Consider the following 15,345-nt stretch of genomic DNA (forward strand, 5'->3'; position numbering starts at 1 on the left):
GGGCCCAGCACACGTCGTGTGCTGGGCCCCGCGGCGTTGGTGCTCCCGATCCGCCCTTCGCCACCCCGAGTGCGTCCTGCCCCATCGCGAGCGGCGGGCGGGACGCACCGGGAGCGGAGCGTCAGGGGGTCAGGGGCGGGCGGGGCCCTTCGGACGGGCGAGGCCCCCGGGGCGCGTCCTCGCGGATCACCTCGCCCTGGACCACCTTTCCGTCCGGCCGGCGCATGCGGGCCTGCTGGAAGGCGTCCTGGAGGCTGCCGGGAGGCCCGGCGCTCATCCGGCGCTCCACGGCCTTCTCCGCGTACCGCCCGAGGAAGGAACGGACCTGCGGGACCAGGAGGAGCAGGCCGGCCGCGTCCGAGAGCAGACCGGGGACCATCAGGAGCAGGCCGCCGAGCATCAGGAAGCCGTTGCGGTCGTCCGCACCGGCCCGGGGGGACTCGGGCACCGCGCCCGTCCGGGCCGCGGCCTGGGCCTGCTGGAAGGTGGCGGTGAGGTTGCGGAAGGCGCGGCGGCCGGCCCGCTTGATGACCACGGCGCCGAGCGCGACACCGCCGATGAGCAGGGCCAGCACGACGAGACCGCCCGCCGCGTTCGCCACCACCGTGAGCAGCCAGATCTCCAGGACCAACCAGGCGGCCACGCCCAGGGGGAGCAGCGTACGTGCGCGCGAGCGCTTGGGGGCGGGGGAGGGCGGTACGCCGGTCGTCATGCCCCCAGTGTGCCTGGCGTCCCGCCGGAACGGCGTAAAGGAAGGATCCGGACGCGGTTCTCCGGTCGGCTCCGCGCCGGGCCGCGAACGGACCGGCGGGAGAGGGGGACCGCATCAGGAGGACGGGCGGCCGAGGAACTTGCCGACCTTCTCCGCACGGGCCGTCAGCCCCCACCCGGTGACCCGCCACAGCGCCTCGACCAGGATGTCCCGGCTCATCTTGGAGTCGCCCACCTCGCGCTCCACGAAGGTGATCGGCACCTCGACGACGTGGAAGCCGGCGGCGACCGCGCGCCGCGCCAGGTCGACCTGGAAGCAGTAGCCCGCCGAGGCCACGTCGTCCAGCCCCAGCCCCTCCAGGGTCTCCTTGCGGAAGGCCCGGTACCCGCCGGTGACGTCGCGGATCGGCACGTCGAGCATCACGCGCGAGTAGAGGCTGCCGCCCCGGGAGATGAACTCGCGGGACTTCGGCCAGTTCACGATCCGGCCGCCCGGCACCCAGCGCGAGCCGAGGACCAGGTCCGCCCCCTTGAGGGCGGTGAGGAGGCGCGGGAGCTCTTCGGGTTGGTGGGAACCGTCGGCGTCCATCTCGACGAGGACGTCGTAGCCGTGCTCGATGCCCCAGCGGAAGCCGGCCAGGTACGCGGCGCCGAGCCCTTCCTTGCCCTTGCGGTGCAGGACGTGCACGTGGTCGTCCTCGGACGCGATCTCGTCCGCGAACTTGCCCGTGCCGTCGGGGCTGTTGTCGTCGGCGACGAGAACGTGCACCTCGGGTACGGCCTCCCGCACCCGCGCGACGATCGGCTTGATGTTCTCCGCCTCGTTGTAGGTCGGAATGATCACCAAGGCCTTGCCGAGCGGGCCGTAACGCCTCTGGCCACCGTCGTTCACTACTGCCCCTTCGGATACATACGCAGGCACCCACCATAGCGAGGTCCCGGGGATGATCCGGCGCGGCGGGTCGAGTGTGACGGTCTGCGTGCGGTGCGGGGCCCGGAGTCCTTCGGTCCGACCTGGGAACCGCTGGCTGCGGGTCGACCGAGAGCCGTTGTCTACTGAACGTCCGGGCCCCACCCGGGTCGCACCTTCCGCCGGAGAAACCTTCCCTCGCGACCGAAGCGCGGGCGGCGTTCGGCTACGGGGCGGGCATGCGGTCCGGTCGGACGTCCTGTGGTGGACGCGGAGAACCTACCCGGCTCCGGAGGGCGGCTGTCAACACCTGCCCGACCTGCGAAGACTCCCCATAAGGCCAGGCCGGAGGGGGAAGATCAGCAGGTCGGGGGAAGTGCACGGAGCAGTGCATCAGAGTGCGAAATGCCCCATATCACTCGTTCGGTCGTACGAACACCGTCTGTCCGTGCACCACCGTGCGCAGGCAGACGGGAAGGTCCGCACCGGGCGACAGGTCGGGCAGGCCGGGGGTCCCCGAGCGGGGGTCCGTGGACCAGCGGGCGACCCGGTCGTCGGGCGCCTGGACGACGAGCTCTTCGGCGTTCCAGACCGCGTAGTCGGCGGGCGCACCGGGGACCAGCGTCCCCGCGTCGTCCCGGCCCACGGCCCGCCAACCGCCCCGGGTGTGGGCGGTGAAGGCGGCCCGGACGGAAATCCGGTGCTCCGGGGTGCGGTGGAAGGCGGCGGCCCGGACGGTGCCCCAGGGATCGAGCGGGGTGACGGGGCTGTCGGACCCGAAGGCCAGGGGGACACCGGCCCGCAGCAACGCCGCGTACGGGTTGAGCGTGCGGGCCCGCTCGACACCGAGGCGATCGGCGTACATGCCCTCCGCTCCGCCCCACAGCGCGTCGAAGGCGGGCTGGACGGAGGCGGTGAGCCCCAGCTCGGCGAAGGCGGCGATGGTCTCGGGGGTGAGCATCTCGACGTGCTCGACGCGGTGGCGGGCGGCCCTGACGCGAGCCAGGCCGAGCTTCTCGGCGGCAGCGCGGACCCCCTCCACGACCGCGGTCACGGCCGCGTCCCCGATGGCGTGGAAGCCGGCCTGGAGCCCCGCCTCGGTACAGGTGACGACATGGAGCGCGACGGCGGTCGCGTCCAGGTGCGCCGCCCCGGTGTGACCGGGATCGGCGTGGTCGGCGTACGGCTCGTGGAGGCAGGCCGTGTGGGAGCCGAGGGATCCGTCGGCGAAGAGGTCTCCGGCCGCGCCGAGGGCACCGAGGGCCCGCGCCCGCTCGACGTCGAGGTCCGCCCAGTAGCCGACGACCCGGGGACCCGCCTCGTCGCGCGCCAGGTCCAGGAGCCCGGTGAAGTCCTCTTCCGAGGAGATCCGGGGACCGCCGCACTCGTGCAGGGTGCCGATGCCGAGGGAGGCGGCCCGGTGCCGGGCGGCGCGCTGGGCCTCGGTGCGCTGCCGGGGCGACACGGCGCCGAAGGCCGCGGCGCGCACCGCGTGGTGGGCGTCCCCGGTGAGCGGGCGCCGCCCGTCGTGGAAGCCCTCCAGGGCCCGGACGCCGGGCACCAGGTCGAGGAGGGCCGTGGTGACGACGGCGGAGTGGACGTCGATCCGGGTCAGGTAGAGCGGCCGGTTGCCGGTCAGCTCGTCGAGCTCGGCCCGGCTGGGGGCGCGCCGCTCGGGCCAGCGGGAAGCGTCCCAGCCGTGGCCGATGAGGATCCCGTCCTCGGGGCGGGCTGCGGCATGGGCCCGAATCATTTCGGCCGCGTCGGCGAGCGAAGCAGCAGCGGACAGGTCCAGCCCGGTGAGGGCGAATCCGGTGGCCGTGGTGTGCACGTGGGCGTCGACGAACGCCGGGGTGACGAGCGCGCCCTCCAGGTCGACCACCTCGTCCACTCCGGAGGCGAAGGCATCGGCCGCCCCCTCCGAACCCACCCAGGCGACGTGACCGCGCTCCACCACCATGGCGGTGGCGAAGGGATCGGCGGGACTGTGTACTTCTCCACCGCGCAACAGCACGGTGCGGTGTTCGCCGGCAGACGTGGTCTCACTCATGCCACCAGGCTAGGACCTGGCCGGACCCGGTTTGTCCGGCAGGTCCCCCCGGCGGCCGGGGTCGCCTCAGATGCGCGGCGGCCTGGCCTCGTACGGAGTGGACAGGACGACCGTCGTGCGGCTGGACACGCCCGCCTGGGAGCGGATGCGGCTGAGCAGGTGCTCCAGTTCCAGCGGGGTGGCGACCCGGACCTTGAGGATGTAGTTCTCCTCGCCCGCGACGCTGTGACAGGCCTCGATCTCGGGGATGTCGGCGAGTCGGTCGGGGGTGTCGTCGGGGGCGCTGGGGTCGAAGGGTTTGACCGAGATGAAGGCGGTGAGCGGCAGGCCCACGGCCTCCGGGTCGACGACCGCGGCATAGCCGCGGATGACACCGCGCTGCTCCAGGCGGCGGACGCGCTGATGCACCGCCGACGTGGACAGGCCCGTGGCCTTGCCCAGGTCGGTGTAGCTCATGCGCCCGTCCTTGACGAGCAACTCCACGATCTGACGATCCAGCTCCTCCATGCAGTGACCCTATTGCTCCGGGAGGACGGGGGCACGGCCGGAAGGCGACCCGTATGTGCCGCTATGGGCAGTCACGGGGCACCTGCGACGGGCATGTGACGAACGCCACAGGTTTGCGTCCGGGCCCGGATGCATCCCCGTGGTTATGCGGAGTTCCGCATGGGAAGTGCTTGCTGTGGTCGAGGCCACACAGATCCGGCCGACCCAGTCGAGGGGGAGATCCCAATGCAGGAGCCTGTCAATTCGGTCGAGACGTCCGACGAGCTCGACGCCTATGACACCTTTGAGATGTTCCGGGTCCTCTGCCCGGAGTGCACGCGCCCCATCGCGCTGCTCGCGGACGAGAACGCACTGCCGGAGCACGCGCTCTGCCCGACGCCGTGGAACCCGTTCGTCCTGACGGTGTGCCGGGGCACGGGCCTCCCTGCCGCCGAGGCCCGCCCCACCGACGACGCCCTCGGGGTCCAGGAGCAGGACACCGCCCTCCTCCTGACGCTCCCCCAGGGGCTCGACTGGCGCAGGCAGCCCTTCTCCCACGTGGGCGGTCCGGGCTCGCGTCCGATCCGGGTGCCGCAGATGCGGCACGCGGCCTGACCTTCCGTCACCAGTAGTCCCCCCGCACCATCGCCGCGAGCGCGGCGCGGTGCAGGATCAGGCCGTCCGGGTCGTCGGACACCTCGACCTCGCCGAAGCGGACCTGGCGGTACGCGATCCTCAGCATCACGATCGCGTGCCGCAGGGCGGCGTACAGGGTGTGGAACTCCATGTCGCGCGGGGCGTGTCCGGTGCGCTCCGCGTAGCACCGCTCGACCGCGTCGCGCCGCAGGAAACCGGGGAGCCCCGGTTGGCCGAAGCCGACGGTCAGGTCCTGGAAGAAGCGGTGCAGGTACACCGTCCACCCGAGGTCGACCTCCCGCGGTGCCCAGGCGGCCATCTCCCAGTCGAGGACCGCGGCCGGGGAGAAGCCGTCGTAGACGATGTTCCCGATGCGCGCGTCACCCCAGCAGAGGACCGCGGGGCCCTCGTCGACCGGCCAGTGGTCCTCCAGCCAGTCGAAGGCCGACTCGATGAGCGGCGAAGGCGCGAGCCCCTCCACCACCCAGGCGTAATAGTCCCGTTGGGCGTCGACATGACGGCGCAACGGGCTTCCGACGCCCTCGGGCAACAGGAAAGCGGCCTCCCGCGCGGGAAACTGGTCGTGCAGCCGGGCCAACACCGAGACGGACTCGGCTTCCAGAAGGGCCCGCTCGGCGTCGCTCGCGGCGTGCAGCCAGTTCCCCTCGTACGTGTAGGGCATGACGTCCGGCGGTACGCGGCCCTCGGCACGGGCCATCACGAAGAAGGGTGCGCCGAGCGGCCCGGGGTCCTCCTCCAGCCACAGCACGCGTGGTACGGGGACGTCGGTGTGCTCGCCGACCAAGCGCATCACGCGGTGCTGACGCGCCATGTCGTAGACGGGGAAGACGCTGTACGCAGCGGGGTCCGCGGCCAGTCGCAGGGCACAGCCGCGCACGGGGGCGTCCGCGTGGTCGAGGTCGAAGAGCAGGGTCTCGCTGGACATGCCGTTGGATCCGGGCACGGCGAGTCCGTCGATGCGGGCACCGGGCAGCCGGCGGTCCAGCCAGGCGGTGAGCCGACGGGCGATCTCCTCGGGGTCCCGGGTGGTGGTGCGGGGGCGGGGCGCGCTGGTCACGGGTGCTCCTCTCATCTCGGGTCTCGGTTCGTCCGCGGGGCGCCGGGTCCGGGGACACGCCCCCGGCACCCGCCGGGTGCGGCGCACCCGCTCCCCGGATCACGGAACGGCCCTCAGTCGGTGAATCCGCTGGGGTCGTGGCGGCCGAAGGAACCGTGCTCGAAGATGCCGTAGCCGGTGCGGCCGTCGAGGGTGAAGCGGGCCGCGTGATCGGTGACCCCGTAGGCGGCCACGGGGTGCGCAGCGGGGTCGGAGAGGTCGTAGACGCGCCGGTCGGTCCAGCCGCGACCGCGCCAGGCGCCGTGCTGCCAGTCGGTGGCGGGCGGGTAGCCGGCGCCGACGGCGAGCGGCGAGGAGGCGAGGACCTCGACGCCGATCTCCAAGGGCTTCCCGGACCGGTCGGCGAGGTGGATGGTGGCCCTCTCGGGGTGGCGGGTACCCCTACGGTAGGCGATCTCGGTGCGGGGCCAGCCGAGTTGGACGTCACGGCGGCCGTTGCGGACGAGCAGTGCTTCGTTGAGGGTGCGGTACCCGTCGGCGTCCTCCTGGGCGATGACCATGAGGAAGCGGTCCTCGAAGCGCATCGGGACCCAGAGCCAGTGGAAGCCCTCGGGGCGGAACTCGACGGCACGCCCGGGTTCCTCTCCGGGGAGGGGACGAACGCCCCAACTGCGGTCGCGGGTGCCGGTCCACTCTCCCGGGGCGACGACGAACTCCTGGCCACCGGCCGTGAGGGTGCCCGCACAGCTCCCGGCCTGGACGAAGCGGCGGCCTTCGAGGGTGAGCCGCCCACCGTGGCGTTGGGTGTGGTGGGGCTCCCAGACCGCGGGGAAGTCGCCGGTCCAGGTGAGGTCGAAGGAGAGTCCGTCCGGCTCGGCGGGGTCGGGCGCGCAGTGCAGGGAGAGCCGTCGGAGCGGTTCGTCGACGGTGATGGCGAGCGGGCCGACGGAGAGGTCCGTACGGTCGTCACCGAGGGCGTCCGAGGCGCGTACGGCATGGAGCCGGTCACCGATGCGCAGGGTGGCGTAGGCGTCCACGACCCCGGTGTTGGGATAGACGCCGAGGCCGGCGATGAGCAGGGCGCGGCCGGCGTGGTCGAAGACGTGGAAGATGCACCGGTCGTAGGCGTTGCGATCGCCGCTGATGTGGTGCTTCATCGAGAGCGGGGCCTGGTGCACGGGGTATTCGTCGAGCGCGACGGGCCGGTCGTCCACGGCTGACCTCCTGATCGGCGAGTGGGATCTGACGGTACGTCAGATACACTTCCAGGGGCCAGGGGCGTGCGTCGGGTAGCGGGTGAACTGCCGCTCGAATCCGCCCGGCGGTGACTCCGGAGCGCCGGGGCGCGTTGGTCCCGACATGACCACGCTGTACACGACACCCAGCAGTTTCGGTCGACACCGACAGGTGCAGCCGGGCACTGAAGAATCGGTTCTTCAGTTGTCGGGGCCCCCTTCCGGCTCGACCGCCACGGCTCCGGACGCCTCCCCCGCTCCGACGGTGCCGACTCCCCCGGCGGCACCGGCACCCGCCCCCGCGACAGCGGCCCCGACCACCCGCGCGACGGCTTCCGGGCCCGTCCCGCCGACGGCTCCCGCTCCGGTTCCGGCAGTGGCCGCCACCCCGAGCGCACCCCCCGTGGCGATGCCCACCCAGGTGCAGGCCCGGGCCCGGGCCACGCCCAGCGCCCCGGTCGATCCGCCCATCTATCGCGACGTGCTCTCCCTCTGGGCCAGTCAGGGCCGCACCCTCCCCGGCCGCCGCGACCAGGAGTGGGCCCGGCTGGTCGCCGGGCCGGTCTGGGCGGACCGCACCGTGCGGGTCAGCGGGACTCTGTTCCGAGCAGGTGACGGGCGATGACCACGCGCTGGATCTGATTGGTCCCCTCGACGATCTGGAGCACCTTCGCCTCGCGCAGGTACCGCTCCACGGGAAAGTCCGCCGTGTAGCCGTAGCCGCCGAGCACCTGCACCGCGTCCGTCGTGGTCTGCATGGCGGCGTCCGTGCAGAAGAGCTTGGCCATCGCCGCACAGCGTCCGAAGGGCCGCCCCTCGTCCCGGAGCCGAGCCGCCTCCAGGTACAGCGCCCGCCCCGCCTCGACCCGAGTCGCCATGTCGGCGAGCAGGAAGCGCAGGCCCTGGAAGTCGGCGATCGGCCGACCGAACTGCCGACGCTCCTTCGCGTGCGCGACGGCCCGGTCCAGCGCCGCCTGGGCCAGTCCCACGGCACAGGCCGCGATGCCGAGCCGCCCGGAGTCCAGGGCGTCGAGCGCGAGGGCGAAGCCCTGCCCCTCCCCACCGAGCCTGCGGTCGTCGGCGATCCGCACCCCGTCGAAGTGGAGCTGCGCGGTGGGAGACCCCCGCATGCCCATCTTCCGCTCGGGCGGCGCGGCGCTCAGCCCCGGAGCGTCCCCGGGCACCAGGAAGGCCGTGATGCCACCCGCCCCGGGACCACCGGTGCGGGCCATCACCGTGTAGAAGTCCGCGATCCCACCGTGGGTGATCCAGGCCTTGGTCCCGTCGAGCACCCACCCCTCCTCCTCCCGGACGGCCCGGGTCCGCAGGGCCGCCGCATCCGACCCGGCCGAGGGCTCGGAGAGGCAGTACGCACCGAGGAGCCCTCCGCCGAGCATCGCGGGCAGGTGCGCGGCCCGCTGTTCCGCGGTGCCGAAGCCGGCGAGCGCGTGGCAGGAGAGCGTGTGGACGCTGACCCCGAGACCCACGGTGAGGCGGGCCGCGGCGAGCTCTTCCAGCACCTGCAGATAGACCTCGTACGGCTGCCCGCCCCCGCCGTACTCGGGGCCGTACGGCAGGCCGAGCAGCCCGGAACGGGACAGCAGGGCGAACAGCTCGCGGGGGAAGCGCCCTGCGGCTTCTTCCTCCGCGGCGTACGGGGCGACGTCCCGCCGCGCGATGTCCCGCACCAGGGAGAGCAGCTCCCGGGCCTCGTCGGTGGGCAGTCGACGCTGCACGCCGCCCACGGTGCTTTCGGCCATGGCCGGGCTCCTCCCTGCCGGGCGCGCAGGGCGCGCGGAGTGCCGAGATCACGGGGAGTATGCCCGTTCCGCACCGGGGGATCACACGGGCGGCGGAGGGGCCGCGGTGCCGTCGGCCGGCCGGAGCCGGCCCTTCCGCAGGCCCTCCCCTCCCCTCGGGCCCGCCCGGGTGACGAGGACCGCGAGCAGGACGCCCCGAGTCCGACCGCGGTACAAAGGACCTCATGGTGAAGCACGGGGACGTGAGGCCCGACGAGCAGGACATCGACGCCGTGACGGAGGCGGTGCTCACCGCGTCCCGGCTCCTGGTGGCCGTCTCGGCCCGCTCCCTGGCCACCGTGGAGGACAGCATCACGCTGCCCCAGTTCCGCATGCTGGTCGTGCTCTCCACCCACGGCCCCTCCAAGCTGGTCGTCCTCGCGGAGCATCTCGGGGTCCAGCCGTCCACGGCCCTGCGGATGGTCGACCGCCTCATCGCGGCAGGACTCGTGGGCAAGCGGACGAACCCGGAAAATCGGCGCGAGTCCGAGCTGAGCCTGACGGAAGCCGGACACCGTGTCGTCCACGACGTGACCGCGCGCCGCAGGGAGGAGATCCGCGCGATCCTCCAGCGCCTCGCACCGGGGCGCCGCGCCGCCCTGCTCGATGCCCTGGGTGCGTTCAACTCGGCCGGCCGGGAACCCGGTACGGGCGATGCCGCCGCACCGCACCCGCTGGGGTGGGCGGACCCGGTCGCCGGCATGTAGGGGGGACGCACCGACGGCGGGACGGACCGGACGCCCTCGGCGCCCCGCCTCCGGGGCGACGAGCCCACGGGTCCGACCACCGGGAAGGACCTTTCCCTCACCCTTGGGCTGTGCAATGGTTCACCTTGGAAAGCGAATGCGCCCACGGCCTCGGTCATCGAACCGAAGCGGCCCGCTCTCTCGGCCGATCCAGGAGGACGTCATGGCTCCCGCCGCACCCCATCGCCCGGGGCCCAAGCGCCCGCAGCCGCCGCGGGGAATGAAGCGCAGGCTCGCACGCCTCCCGATCGCGCTCTTCCGGGCCGGCCTGGGCCCGCTCTTCGGCTCCCGGTTCCTGCGACTCATCCACATCGGGCGCACGTCCGGTCAGTCCAGGGAAGTCGTCCTGGAAGTGGTCGCGCACGACCCTGCGGACGGCAGTTGGACCGTTGCTTCGGGATTCGGGCCGAAGGCCGACTGGTACCGCAACCTGCGGCACACGCCCCAGGCCACGGTCCAGTTCGGGCGGCAGTACCACGCGGTCACGGCGCAGTTCCCCACCCCGGAGGAAGGCGGCCGGATCATGGCCGAGTACGCACGCAGGCACCCCCGGGCCGCCCGTGCCCTCTGCCGGTTCATGGGGTTTCCGGTGGACGGCAGCGGGGCCGGCTTCGGCGCCGCGGGGGAGCAGATCCCCTTCGTACGGCTGGAGACGGCCCCGGAACGGTCCCGGGCGGTCTGACACCCGGTCCGCGGCGGCGCAACGACGCACTCCGAGCGGTCCGACGTCCCGGGCCGGGCACGACGAGGACCGGCCGGGGCACCCGACCGCAGGGGCCCGGGTGGGCCGACCTCAGGTGCCCGGGTGGGCCATCGGGGCAGGACTGGGGACCGTTCGGCCCTGCCGTGCGCAGAGGGGGTGCGGGAAACAGAAGGTACGGACGGGAACCGCGCGGACGGGGCCGACCGGTGACGCCGCCGGGCCCCGCCCCGTTCCCGACCCTCACGGCACAGGCCCGATCGCCCGAGGAGGACACCATGGGACGGCTGGACAACCAGGTGGCGCTCGTCACCGGCGCGGCCCGGGGCATCGGAGCCGCGGTCGCACGCCTCCTCGCGGACGGGGGTTCGCGGGTGGCCGTCGCCGACGTCCTCGACGACGCGGGGGCCTCGGTCGCCTCCGCGATCGGTGAGCGCGCCCGGTACCTCCACCTCGACGTGACCGAGGAGGAGTCCTGGAACGCGGCGCTGAAGAACGTCGAGGACTCCTTCGGGCCCGTGTCGGTGCTGGTCAACAATGCGGGCGTGGTCGAGTGGGGAAGCATCGAGGAGCAGTCCCTCGCCTCGTTCCGCCGCGTGATCGACATCAATCTCCAGGGACCGTGGCTGGGCATGCACACCCTCGCACCGTCCCTGCGTCGTGCCGGTGGCGGCGTCGTCGTGAACGTCTCCTCCACCGCCGGTCTGATGGGCTACAGCGAGATCGGCGGTTACGTGGCCAGCAAGTGGGGCCTGCGGGGGCTCACCAAGGCCGCGGCGCTCGAACTGGCTGCCGACGGGGTCCGCGTCTGCTCCGTCCACCCCGGTCCCATCCGCACCCCGATGACGGCGGGCATGGACGAGTCCTTCGCCGCCGGGCAGCCCATCCCCCGCTTCGGGGAGCCGGAGGAGGTGGCCCGCATGGTCCTCTTCATCGTCGCGGACGCCACCTACTCCACCGGCGTCGAGTTCGTCCTGGACGGCGGCTCCACCGTCGGTTCGACGGCGCTCACCGCTCAGGAGGAGTGAGCCGGGACGGTCGGGGCCGCGTCCCGGGCGGGGCGCCCGGGTGCGCGGCCCCCCGGGGGACGGCGTCGCGGACGTCAGACGCGGACGTCAGACGCGGGCGATCTCCGCGGCGCCGAAGGAGACGTCGAACCGGTCGCACCAGATGCTGACGCTCGTGTACGCCGACCAATCGACGTCGGCCGGCAGCGGGTAGTTCTGGTCCCCCCGATTGCCCTTGAGCTTGGCGAGGTTGAGGTACTTCCCGTCGTCGAAGACGCCCCACCCGGCCTTCCCCTCCTTCACCGGGGCGTCGCTCAACCACACGCGCAGGTCGGGGCCGTTGCTCGTGTCCAGGTCTTCGAGGCGGAGGGTGTGGCTGCCGTCGGCGAGGCGGACGATCTTCACCACGCCCGTCGTGGCGTGCTCATGGGTGATGAAGCGCCCCTGTGCAACGGTGACGGGACCGGTCGGTTCCGCCGGAACCGACGGCGACGGCACGTCCGAGGAGGCGGACGGGGCACCGGGCGCCGCCGTCGGAGCGGGTGCGGAGGGCAGTGCCTCGTGCACCGTCTCGTTCACCCACAGTGCCCAGGGCTTGAACCACACGAGACCGGCCACCACGACCACCACGGTCACGGCGGCGGCCGCGATCCATCCCTGCTTCCTCGTGACGCGCCCCACGGCGCACCTCCTTCGACGTTCCGTCTTCTGCGCCCATCCAACGGGAAGGCGCCGGGTCCCGGTAGGCCCGGCCCGATGACGGAAGTCTTACGCCTTCGGATCGCCCCCCCGGGGGGGGCGGGGTCGAGGAGCGGGTGCCCCCGCCGGGATGACGGAAGTCTTACGGACCGGCGCGGACGGCACCGTCGGGGGGCACCGGTCCGTAGCGTCGCGTGCATGCGCGTACTCGTCACCGGAGGAGCCGGTTTCATCGGCTCGCACATCATCGGCTCGCTGCAGGCGGCCGGCCACGAGCCGGTCGTGCTGGACGCACTGTTGCCCAGTGCACACCCCACCGCCCCGGAGCCGCCACCGGCGGAGTTCCTCCCCGTGGACGTCCGGGACGCCGCGGGCGTGCGGGCGGCCCTGCACGGGATCGACGCCGTCTGTCACCAGGCCGCCATGGTCGGCTTGGGCAAGGACTTCGCGGACGCCCCCGCATACGTGAGCTGCAACGACCTCGGCACGGCCGTCCTGCTCGCGGCGATGGCGGAGACCGGGGTGCGTCGACTCGCCCTCGCCGGCTCGATGGTGGTCTACGGGGAGGGGCGGTACGACTGCCCCCGGCACGGGCTGGTCCGTCCCGGGCCGCGCCGCCCCGAGGACCTCTCGGCGGGGTTCTTCGAGCCGCGCTGCCCCACGTGCGGCGCCGGGCTCGTCCCGGGCCTGGTCGACGAGGACGCCCCGAGCGACCCCCGCAACGTGTACGCGACGACCAAGTTGGCCCAGGAACACCTGGTGGCGGCGTGGGCCCGCGCGGTGGGCGGAACGGCGGTCTCGCTGCGGTACCACAATGTGTACGGGCCGGGGATGCCGCGCGACACCCCGTACGCGGGGGTGGCCTCCCTGTTCCGTTCCGCCCTGGCCCGCGGAGAGGCCCCCCGCGTTTTCGAGGACGGCGGTCAGCGCCGGGACTTCGTCCACGTCAGGGACGTGGCGGCGGCCAACGTACGGGTGTTGGAGGCCGCCGACGGGCTACCGGCGGGCACCCTCACCGCGTACAACGCGGGGAGCGGAACCCCGCACACCGTGGGAGAGATGGCGGCGGCACTGGCCCTGGCGCACGGCGGCCCACAGCCCGTGGTGACCGGGGAGTTCCGGCTCGGGGACGTACGGCACATCACCGCGGACTCGTCGCGACTGCGGCGCGACCTCAGCTGGCGCCCGGAGACCGGCTTCACGGAGGGCATGGCGGAGTTCGCCCGGGCGGGGCAACGGGCCTCGGCCGCGGTCGGCTGACGGCGGCACGGGGCGGGCGGCACGACCGCGGAGGAACGGCCCCCCGGGGTCTCCCGCCCGACCCTCGTCCGTCGGGTGGAGCGGATCAGCCCGCCGCCGCGGGCAGCGTGACCTCGAAGCGGCAGCCGCCGGGCACGTTGTGCACCTCCGCCCGGCCCGCATGGGCCTCGACGATGCCCCGGACGATCGCGAGGCCCAATCCGGCTCCGGCGGGCGGGGTACGGGCTTCGGTGCCGCGCCAGCCGGTGTCGAAGACACGGGGCAGGTCTTCGTCCGGGATGCCGCCGCAGCCGTCGGTGACGGAGAGGACGACGGCTCCGTCCTTGCGCTCGGCGGCCACCGCGACCGTGCCGTCGGTGGGGGTGTGCCGAATCGCATTGACGAGGAGGTTGGCCAGCACGCGCGTCATCTCCTTGCCGTCCACTTCGACGGGGACCGCCTCGACCTCCGCGCCCACCAGCCGGACCCCGTGCTCACGGGCGAGCGGGTCCGCGCCGCTCATGGCGTCGCCGACCAGGTCGTACACCGAGATGCGGCTGGGGCTGAGGGCCAGCGCTCCGGCGTGGATGCGGGAGAGCTCGAAGAGGTCGGTGACCATGCCGGTGAGGCGTTCGACCTCGGTGCGGATCTGGCGGTGGTAGCGGGCGGGGTCCGCGGCCATCCCGTCCTCCAGGGCCTCCGCCATGGCCCTCAGCCCGGCGAGCGGGGTGCGCAGGTCGTGGGAGATCCAGGCGACGAGCTCCCGACGGGACGCCTCCAGGGAACGCTCACGGCGCCGGGACGCGTCGAGCTTGGCGCTGGTGACGGCCAGCTCACGGGTGAGCGCGGCGAGCTCGGCGGTGGCGGCCCCGTCGGGCGCGGCGAAGCTGCCCCCGTCGCCGAAGTCCCGAGCGGCCCGGGTGAGCGCACGGCTGCGGGCCACCACCCACCGGCCGAGGACGAGGGCGGTGCACAGGGACACCAGGGCGGCCATGGCGACGACCACGGTGACCACCCACAGGTCGTGCGGGGACAGGAACATCGCCTGGGCGACGGCCAGCGTGCCGGCGAGCATCGCCGTCACGGTCACGGAGGCGACGACGGCCAGGGAGACGACGACCGAGCGGTGGCGGACCAGACGGAGCACGACCGCCCCGACCAGTCCCGCGCAGGCGGCCCCGGCCAGCGCGAACGCGGCGATGAGCAGGATGTCCTTCATGCCGTGCCGCCCTCCGCGTGCGCGGGTTCGAAGCGGTAGCCGACGCCCCACACGGTCTGGATCAGTGACGGCCGCGCCGGATCGTCCTCGATCTTGGCGCGCAGTCGGCGGACGTGCACGGTGACGGTGGACAGGTCACCGAAGTCCCAGCCCCACACCCGGCGCATCAGCTCCTCCCTGCTGTGTGCCGCGCCGGGGTGCTCGAGGAAGTACGCGAGCAGGTCGAACTCCCTCAGGGTGAGCGCGAGTTCGCCACCGTGCCGGGTGGCCCTGCGGGTGGCGGGGTCGACGGACAGGCCACCGGCGCGCAGCACCCCGCGGTGCGCCTCGGGAAGCGCCGCACGGCTGCGGCGCAGCACGGACCCGACGCGCAGCACGAGCTCACGCGGACTGAACGGCTTCGTGACGTAGTCGTCCGCGCCCACCTCGAGCCCGGTGACCCGGTCCTCCTCGTCGCCCCGCGCGGTCAGCATGATCACCGGAACGGGGCCCGCCGTCCGCAGCCGGCGGCACACCTCGAGGCCGTCCAGCCCCGGCAGCATCAGATCGAGGACGACGAGGTCGGGCCACCGCTCCCCGGCCCGGCGCAAGGCGTCGACGCCGTCGGCCGCGTGTTCGGCGATGAATCCCGCCCGCTCCAGATAACCGGTGACGACCTCGGCGACCGTCGGGTCGTCGTCCACCACCAGGATCCGGGCGGTCTCGTGGGGGGCGCTGCGCTCACTCATGGGCCCCAGCCTCGCATCAGCCCCCGCCGGAGGGCCACGGCCATCCGGGCGCACGTCGCACGGCGTCCGCGTTTCGTAAGGACTTACACGGCCCCGGAGCGC

Annotated in this window: 16 protein-coding genes; 5 read left to right on the forward strand and 11 right to left on the reverse strand. The window is 73.3% G+C overall.

The genetic code is table 11. The annotated features are described in order from the left end of the window. Positions 1-121: 121 nt before the first annotated feature. The 4 genes from fxsA to ACFW22_RS18360 form a co-directional block, all read right to left on the reverse strand. Positions 122-712 carry an FxsA family membrane protein gene (gene fxsA, locus ACFW22_RS18345; protein WP_386405275.1) on the reverse strand — a complete coding sequence of 197 codons (591 nt, stop codon included), beginning with the start codon at positions 710-712 and terminating at the stop codon, positions 122-124. 114 nt (positions 713-826) lie between these two features. Beyond that, positions 827-1,603, reverse strand: coding sequence for a polyprenol monophosphomannose synthase (locus ACFW22_RS18350; protein ID WP_386405278.1), 777 nt, complete (start codon positions 1,601-1,603; stop codon positions 827-829). Between the two features lie 433 nt (positions 1,604-2,036). Next, on the reverse strand, positions 2,037-3,671 hold the full coding sequence (locus ACFW22_RS18355; protein WP_386405281.1) for an amidohydrolase: 1,635 nt from the start codon (positions 3,669-3,671) through the stop codon (positions 2,037-2,039). Positions 3,672-3,737: 66 nt separating this feature from the next. Then, positions 3,738-4,178: an Lrp/AsnC family transcriptional regulator gene (locus ACFW22_RS18360; protein WP_024760806.1), complete on the reverse strand. Its 441-nt coding sequence runs from the start codon at positions 4,176-4,178 to the stop codon at positions 3,738-3,740. Positions 4,179-4,403: 225 nt separating this feature from the next. On the opposite strand from ACFW22_RS18360, the gene ACFW22_RS18365 reads away from it, so the two are divergent. Further along, positions 4,404-4,772, forward strand: coding sequence for a hypothetical protein (locus ACFW22_RS18365; protein ID WP_386405284.1), 369 nt, complete (start codon positions 4,404-4,406; stop codon positions 4,770-4,772). Positions 4,773-4,779: 7 nt separating this feature from the next. On the opposite strand, the gene ACFW22_RS18370 is transcribed toward ACFW22_RS18365, so the two are convergent. The 4 genes from ACFW22_RS18370 to ACFW22_RS18385 all read right to left on the reverse strand — a co-directional run bounded on the left by ACFW22_RS18370 (position 4,780) and on the right by ACFW22_RS18385 (position 8,866). Further along, positions 4,780-5,871 (reverse strand): phosphotransferase family protein, encoded by a 1,092-nt coding sequence (locus ACFW22_RS18370; protein WP_386405287.1) that lies wholly within the window; start codon positions 5,869-5,871, stop codon positions 4,780-4,782. A gap of 113 nt (positions 5,872-5,984) precedes the next feature. Continuing rightward, complete coding sequence (locus ACFW22_RS18375; RefSeq protein ID WP_386405290.1) at positions 5,985-7,085, reverse strand: hypothetical protein; 1,101 nt, start codon at positions 7,083-7,085, stop codon at positions 5,985-5,987. Positions 7,086-7,307: 222 nt separating this feature from the next. Beyond that, positions 7,308-7,577 carry a hypothetical protein gene (locus ACFW22_RS18380; protein WP_386405293.1) on the reverse strand — a complete coding sequence of 90 codons (270 nt, stop codon included), beginning with the start codon at positions 7,575-7,577 and terminating at the stop codon, positions 7,308-7,310. Positions 7,578-7,693: 116 nt separating this feature from the next. Next, positions 7,694-8,866: an acyl-CoA dehydrogenase family protein gene (locus tag ACFW22_RS18385; RefSeq protein WP_386405296.1), complete on the reverse strand. Its 1,173-nt coding sequence runs from the start codon at positions 8,864-8,866 to the stop codon at positions 7,694-7,696. Between the two features lie 224 nt (positions 8,867-9,090). On the opposite strand from ACFW22_RS18385, the gene ACFW22_RS18390 reads away from it, so the two are divergent. The 3 genes from ACFW22_RS18390 to ACFW22_RS18400 all read left to right on the forward strand — a co-directional run bounded on the left by ACFW22_RS18390 (position 9,091) and on the right by ACFW22_RS18400 (position 11,379). After that, on the forward strand, positions 9,091-9,612 hold the full coding sequence (locus ACFW22_RS18390; protein ID WP_386405298.1) for a MarR family winged helix-turn-helix transcriptional regulator: 522 nt from the start codon (positions 9,091-9,093) through the stop codon (positions 9,610-9,612). Between the two features lie 202 nt (positions 9,613-9,814). Then, entirely contained in the window at positions 9,815-10,333 is a 519-nt protein-coding gene (locus tag ACFW22_RS18395) for a nitroreductase family deazaflavin-dependent oxidoreductase (protein ID WP_386405301.1), read from the forward strand. 296 nt (positions 10,334-10,629) lie between these two features. Next, a complete protein-coding gene (locus ACFW22_RS18400; RefSeq protein WP_386405304.1) occupies positions 10,630-11,379 on the forward strand; it encodes an SDR family oxidoreductase in 750 nt (249 codons plus the stop codon). Positions 11,380-11,466: 87 nt separating this feature from the next. On the opposite strand, the gene ACFW22_RS18405 is transcribed toward ACFW22_RS18400, so the two are convergent. Continuing rightward, the gene (locus tag ACFW22_RS18405; RefSeq protein ID WP_386405307.1) at positions 11,467-12,039 is read right to left on the reverse strand and encodes a DM13 domain-containing protein; all 573 of its coding nucleotides are present in this window, start codon (positions 12,037-12,039) and stop codon (positions 11,467-11,469) included. 216 nt (positions 12,040-12,255) lie between these two features. On the opposite strand from ACFW22_RS18405, the gene ACFW22_RS18410 reads away from it, so the two are divergent. Beyond that, the gene (locus tag ACFW22_RS18410) at positions 12,256-13,317 is read left to right on the forward strand and encodes an NAD-dependent epimerase/dehydratase family protein (protein WP_386405310.1); all 1,062 of its coding nucleotides are present in this window, start codon (positions 12,256-12,258) and stop codon (positions 13,315-13,317) included. Between the two features lie 85 nt (positions 13,318-13,402). Here ACFW22_RS18410 and ACFW22_RS18415 read toward each other — a convergent pair whose 3' ends face one another. Further along, a complete protein-coding gene (locus ACFW22_RS18415) occupies positions 13,403-14,515 on the reverse strand; it encodes a sensor histidine kinase (RefSeq protein WP_386405313.1) in 1,113 nt (370 codons plus the stop codon). Then, positions 14,512-15,243, reverse strand: coding sequence for a response regulator transcription factor (locus ACFW22_RS18420; protein ID WP_386405316.1), 732 nt, complete (start codon positions 15,241-15,243; stop codon positions 14,512-14,514). The genes ACFW22_RS18415 and ACFW22_RS18420 overlap by 4 nt, the downstream gene beginning before the upstream one ends. Positions 15,244-15,345: the final 102 nt, after the last annotated feature.

The sequence above is a fragment of the Streptomyces sp. NPDC058872 genome (genome assembly GCF_042743065.1).
In the GTDB taxonomy this organism is placed as follows: Bacteria; Actinomycetota; Actinomycetes; order Streptomycetales; family Streptomycetaceae; genus Streptomyces.

Coding starts and splice junctions, on each gene's coding strand:
- fxsA (WP_386405275.1), bottom strand. CDS start 712: ATGACGACCGGCGTACCGCCCTCCCCCGCCCCCAAGCGCTCGCGCGCA.
- ACFW22_RS18355 (WP_386405281.1), bottom strand. CDS start 3,671: ATGAGTGAGACCACGTCTGCCGGCGAACACCGCACCGTGCTGTTGCGC.
- ACFW22_RS18360 (WP_024760806.1), bottom strand. CDS start 4,178: ATGGAGGAGCTGGATCGTCAGATCGTGGAGTTGCTCGTCAAGGACGGG.
- ACFW22_RS18365 (WP_386405284.1), top strand. CDS start 4,404: ATGCAGGAGCCTGTCAATTCGGTCGAGACGTCCGACGAGCTCGACGCC.
- ACFW22_RS18380 (WP_386405293.1), bottom strand. CDS start 7,577: ATGGGCGGATCGACCGGGGCGCTGGGCGTGGCCCGGGCCCGGGCCTGC.
- ACFW22_RS18385 (WP_386405296.1), bottom strand. CDS start 8,866: ATGGCCGAAAGCACCGTGGGCGGCGTGCAGCGTCGACTGCCCACCGAC.
- ACFW22_RS18390 (WP_386405298.1), top strand. CDS start 9,091: ATGGTGAAGCACGGGGACGTGAGGCCCGACGAGCAGGACATCGACGCC.
- ACFW22_RS18395 (WP_386405301.1), top strand. CDS start 9,815: ATGGCTCCCGCCGCACCCCATCGCCCGGGGCCCAAGCGCCCGCAGCCG.
- ACFW22_RS18400 (WP_386405304.1), top strand. CDS start 10,630: ATGGGACGGCTGGACAACCAGGTGGCGCTCGTCACCGGCGCGGCCCGG.
- ACFW22_RS18410 (WP_386405310.1), top strand. CDS start 12,256: ATGCGCGTACTCGTCACCGGAGGAGCCGGTTTCATCGGCTCGCACATC.
- ACFW22_RS18415 (WP_386405313.1), bottom strand. CDS start 14,515: ATGAAGGACATCCTGCTCATCGCCGCGTTCGCGCTGGCCGGGGCCGCC.
- ACFW22_RS18420 (WP_386405316.1), bottom strand. CDS start 15,243: ATGAGTGAGCGCAGCGCCCCCCACGAGACCGCCCGGATCCTGGTGGTG.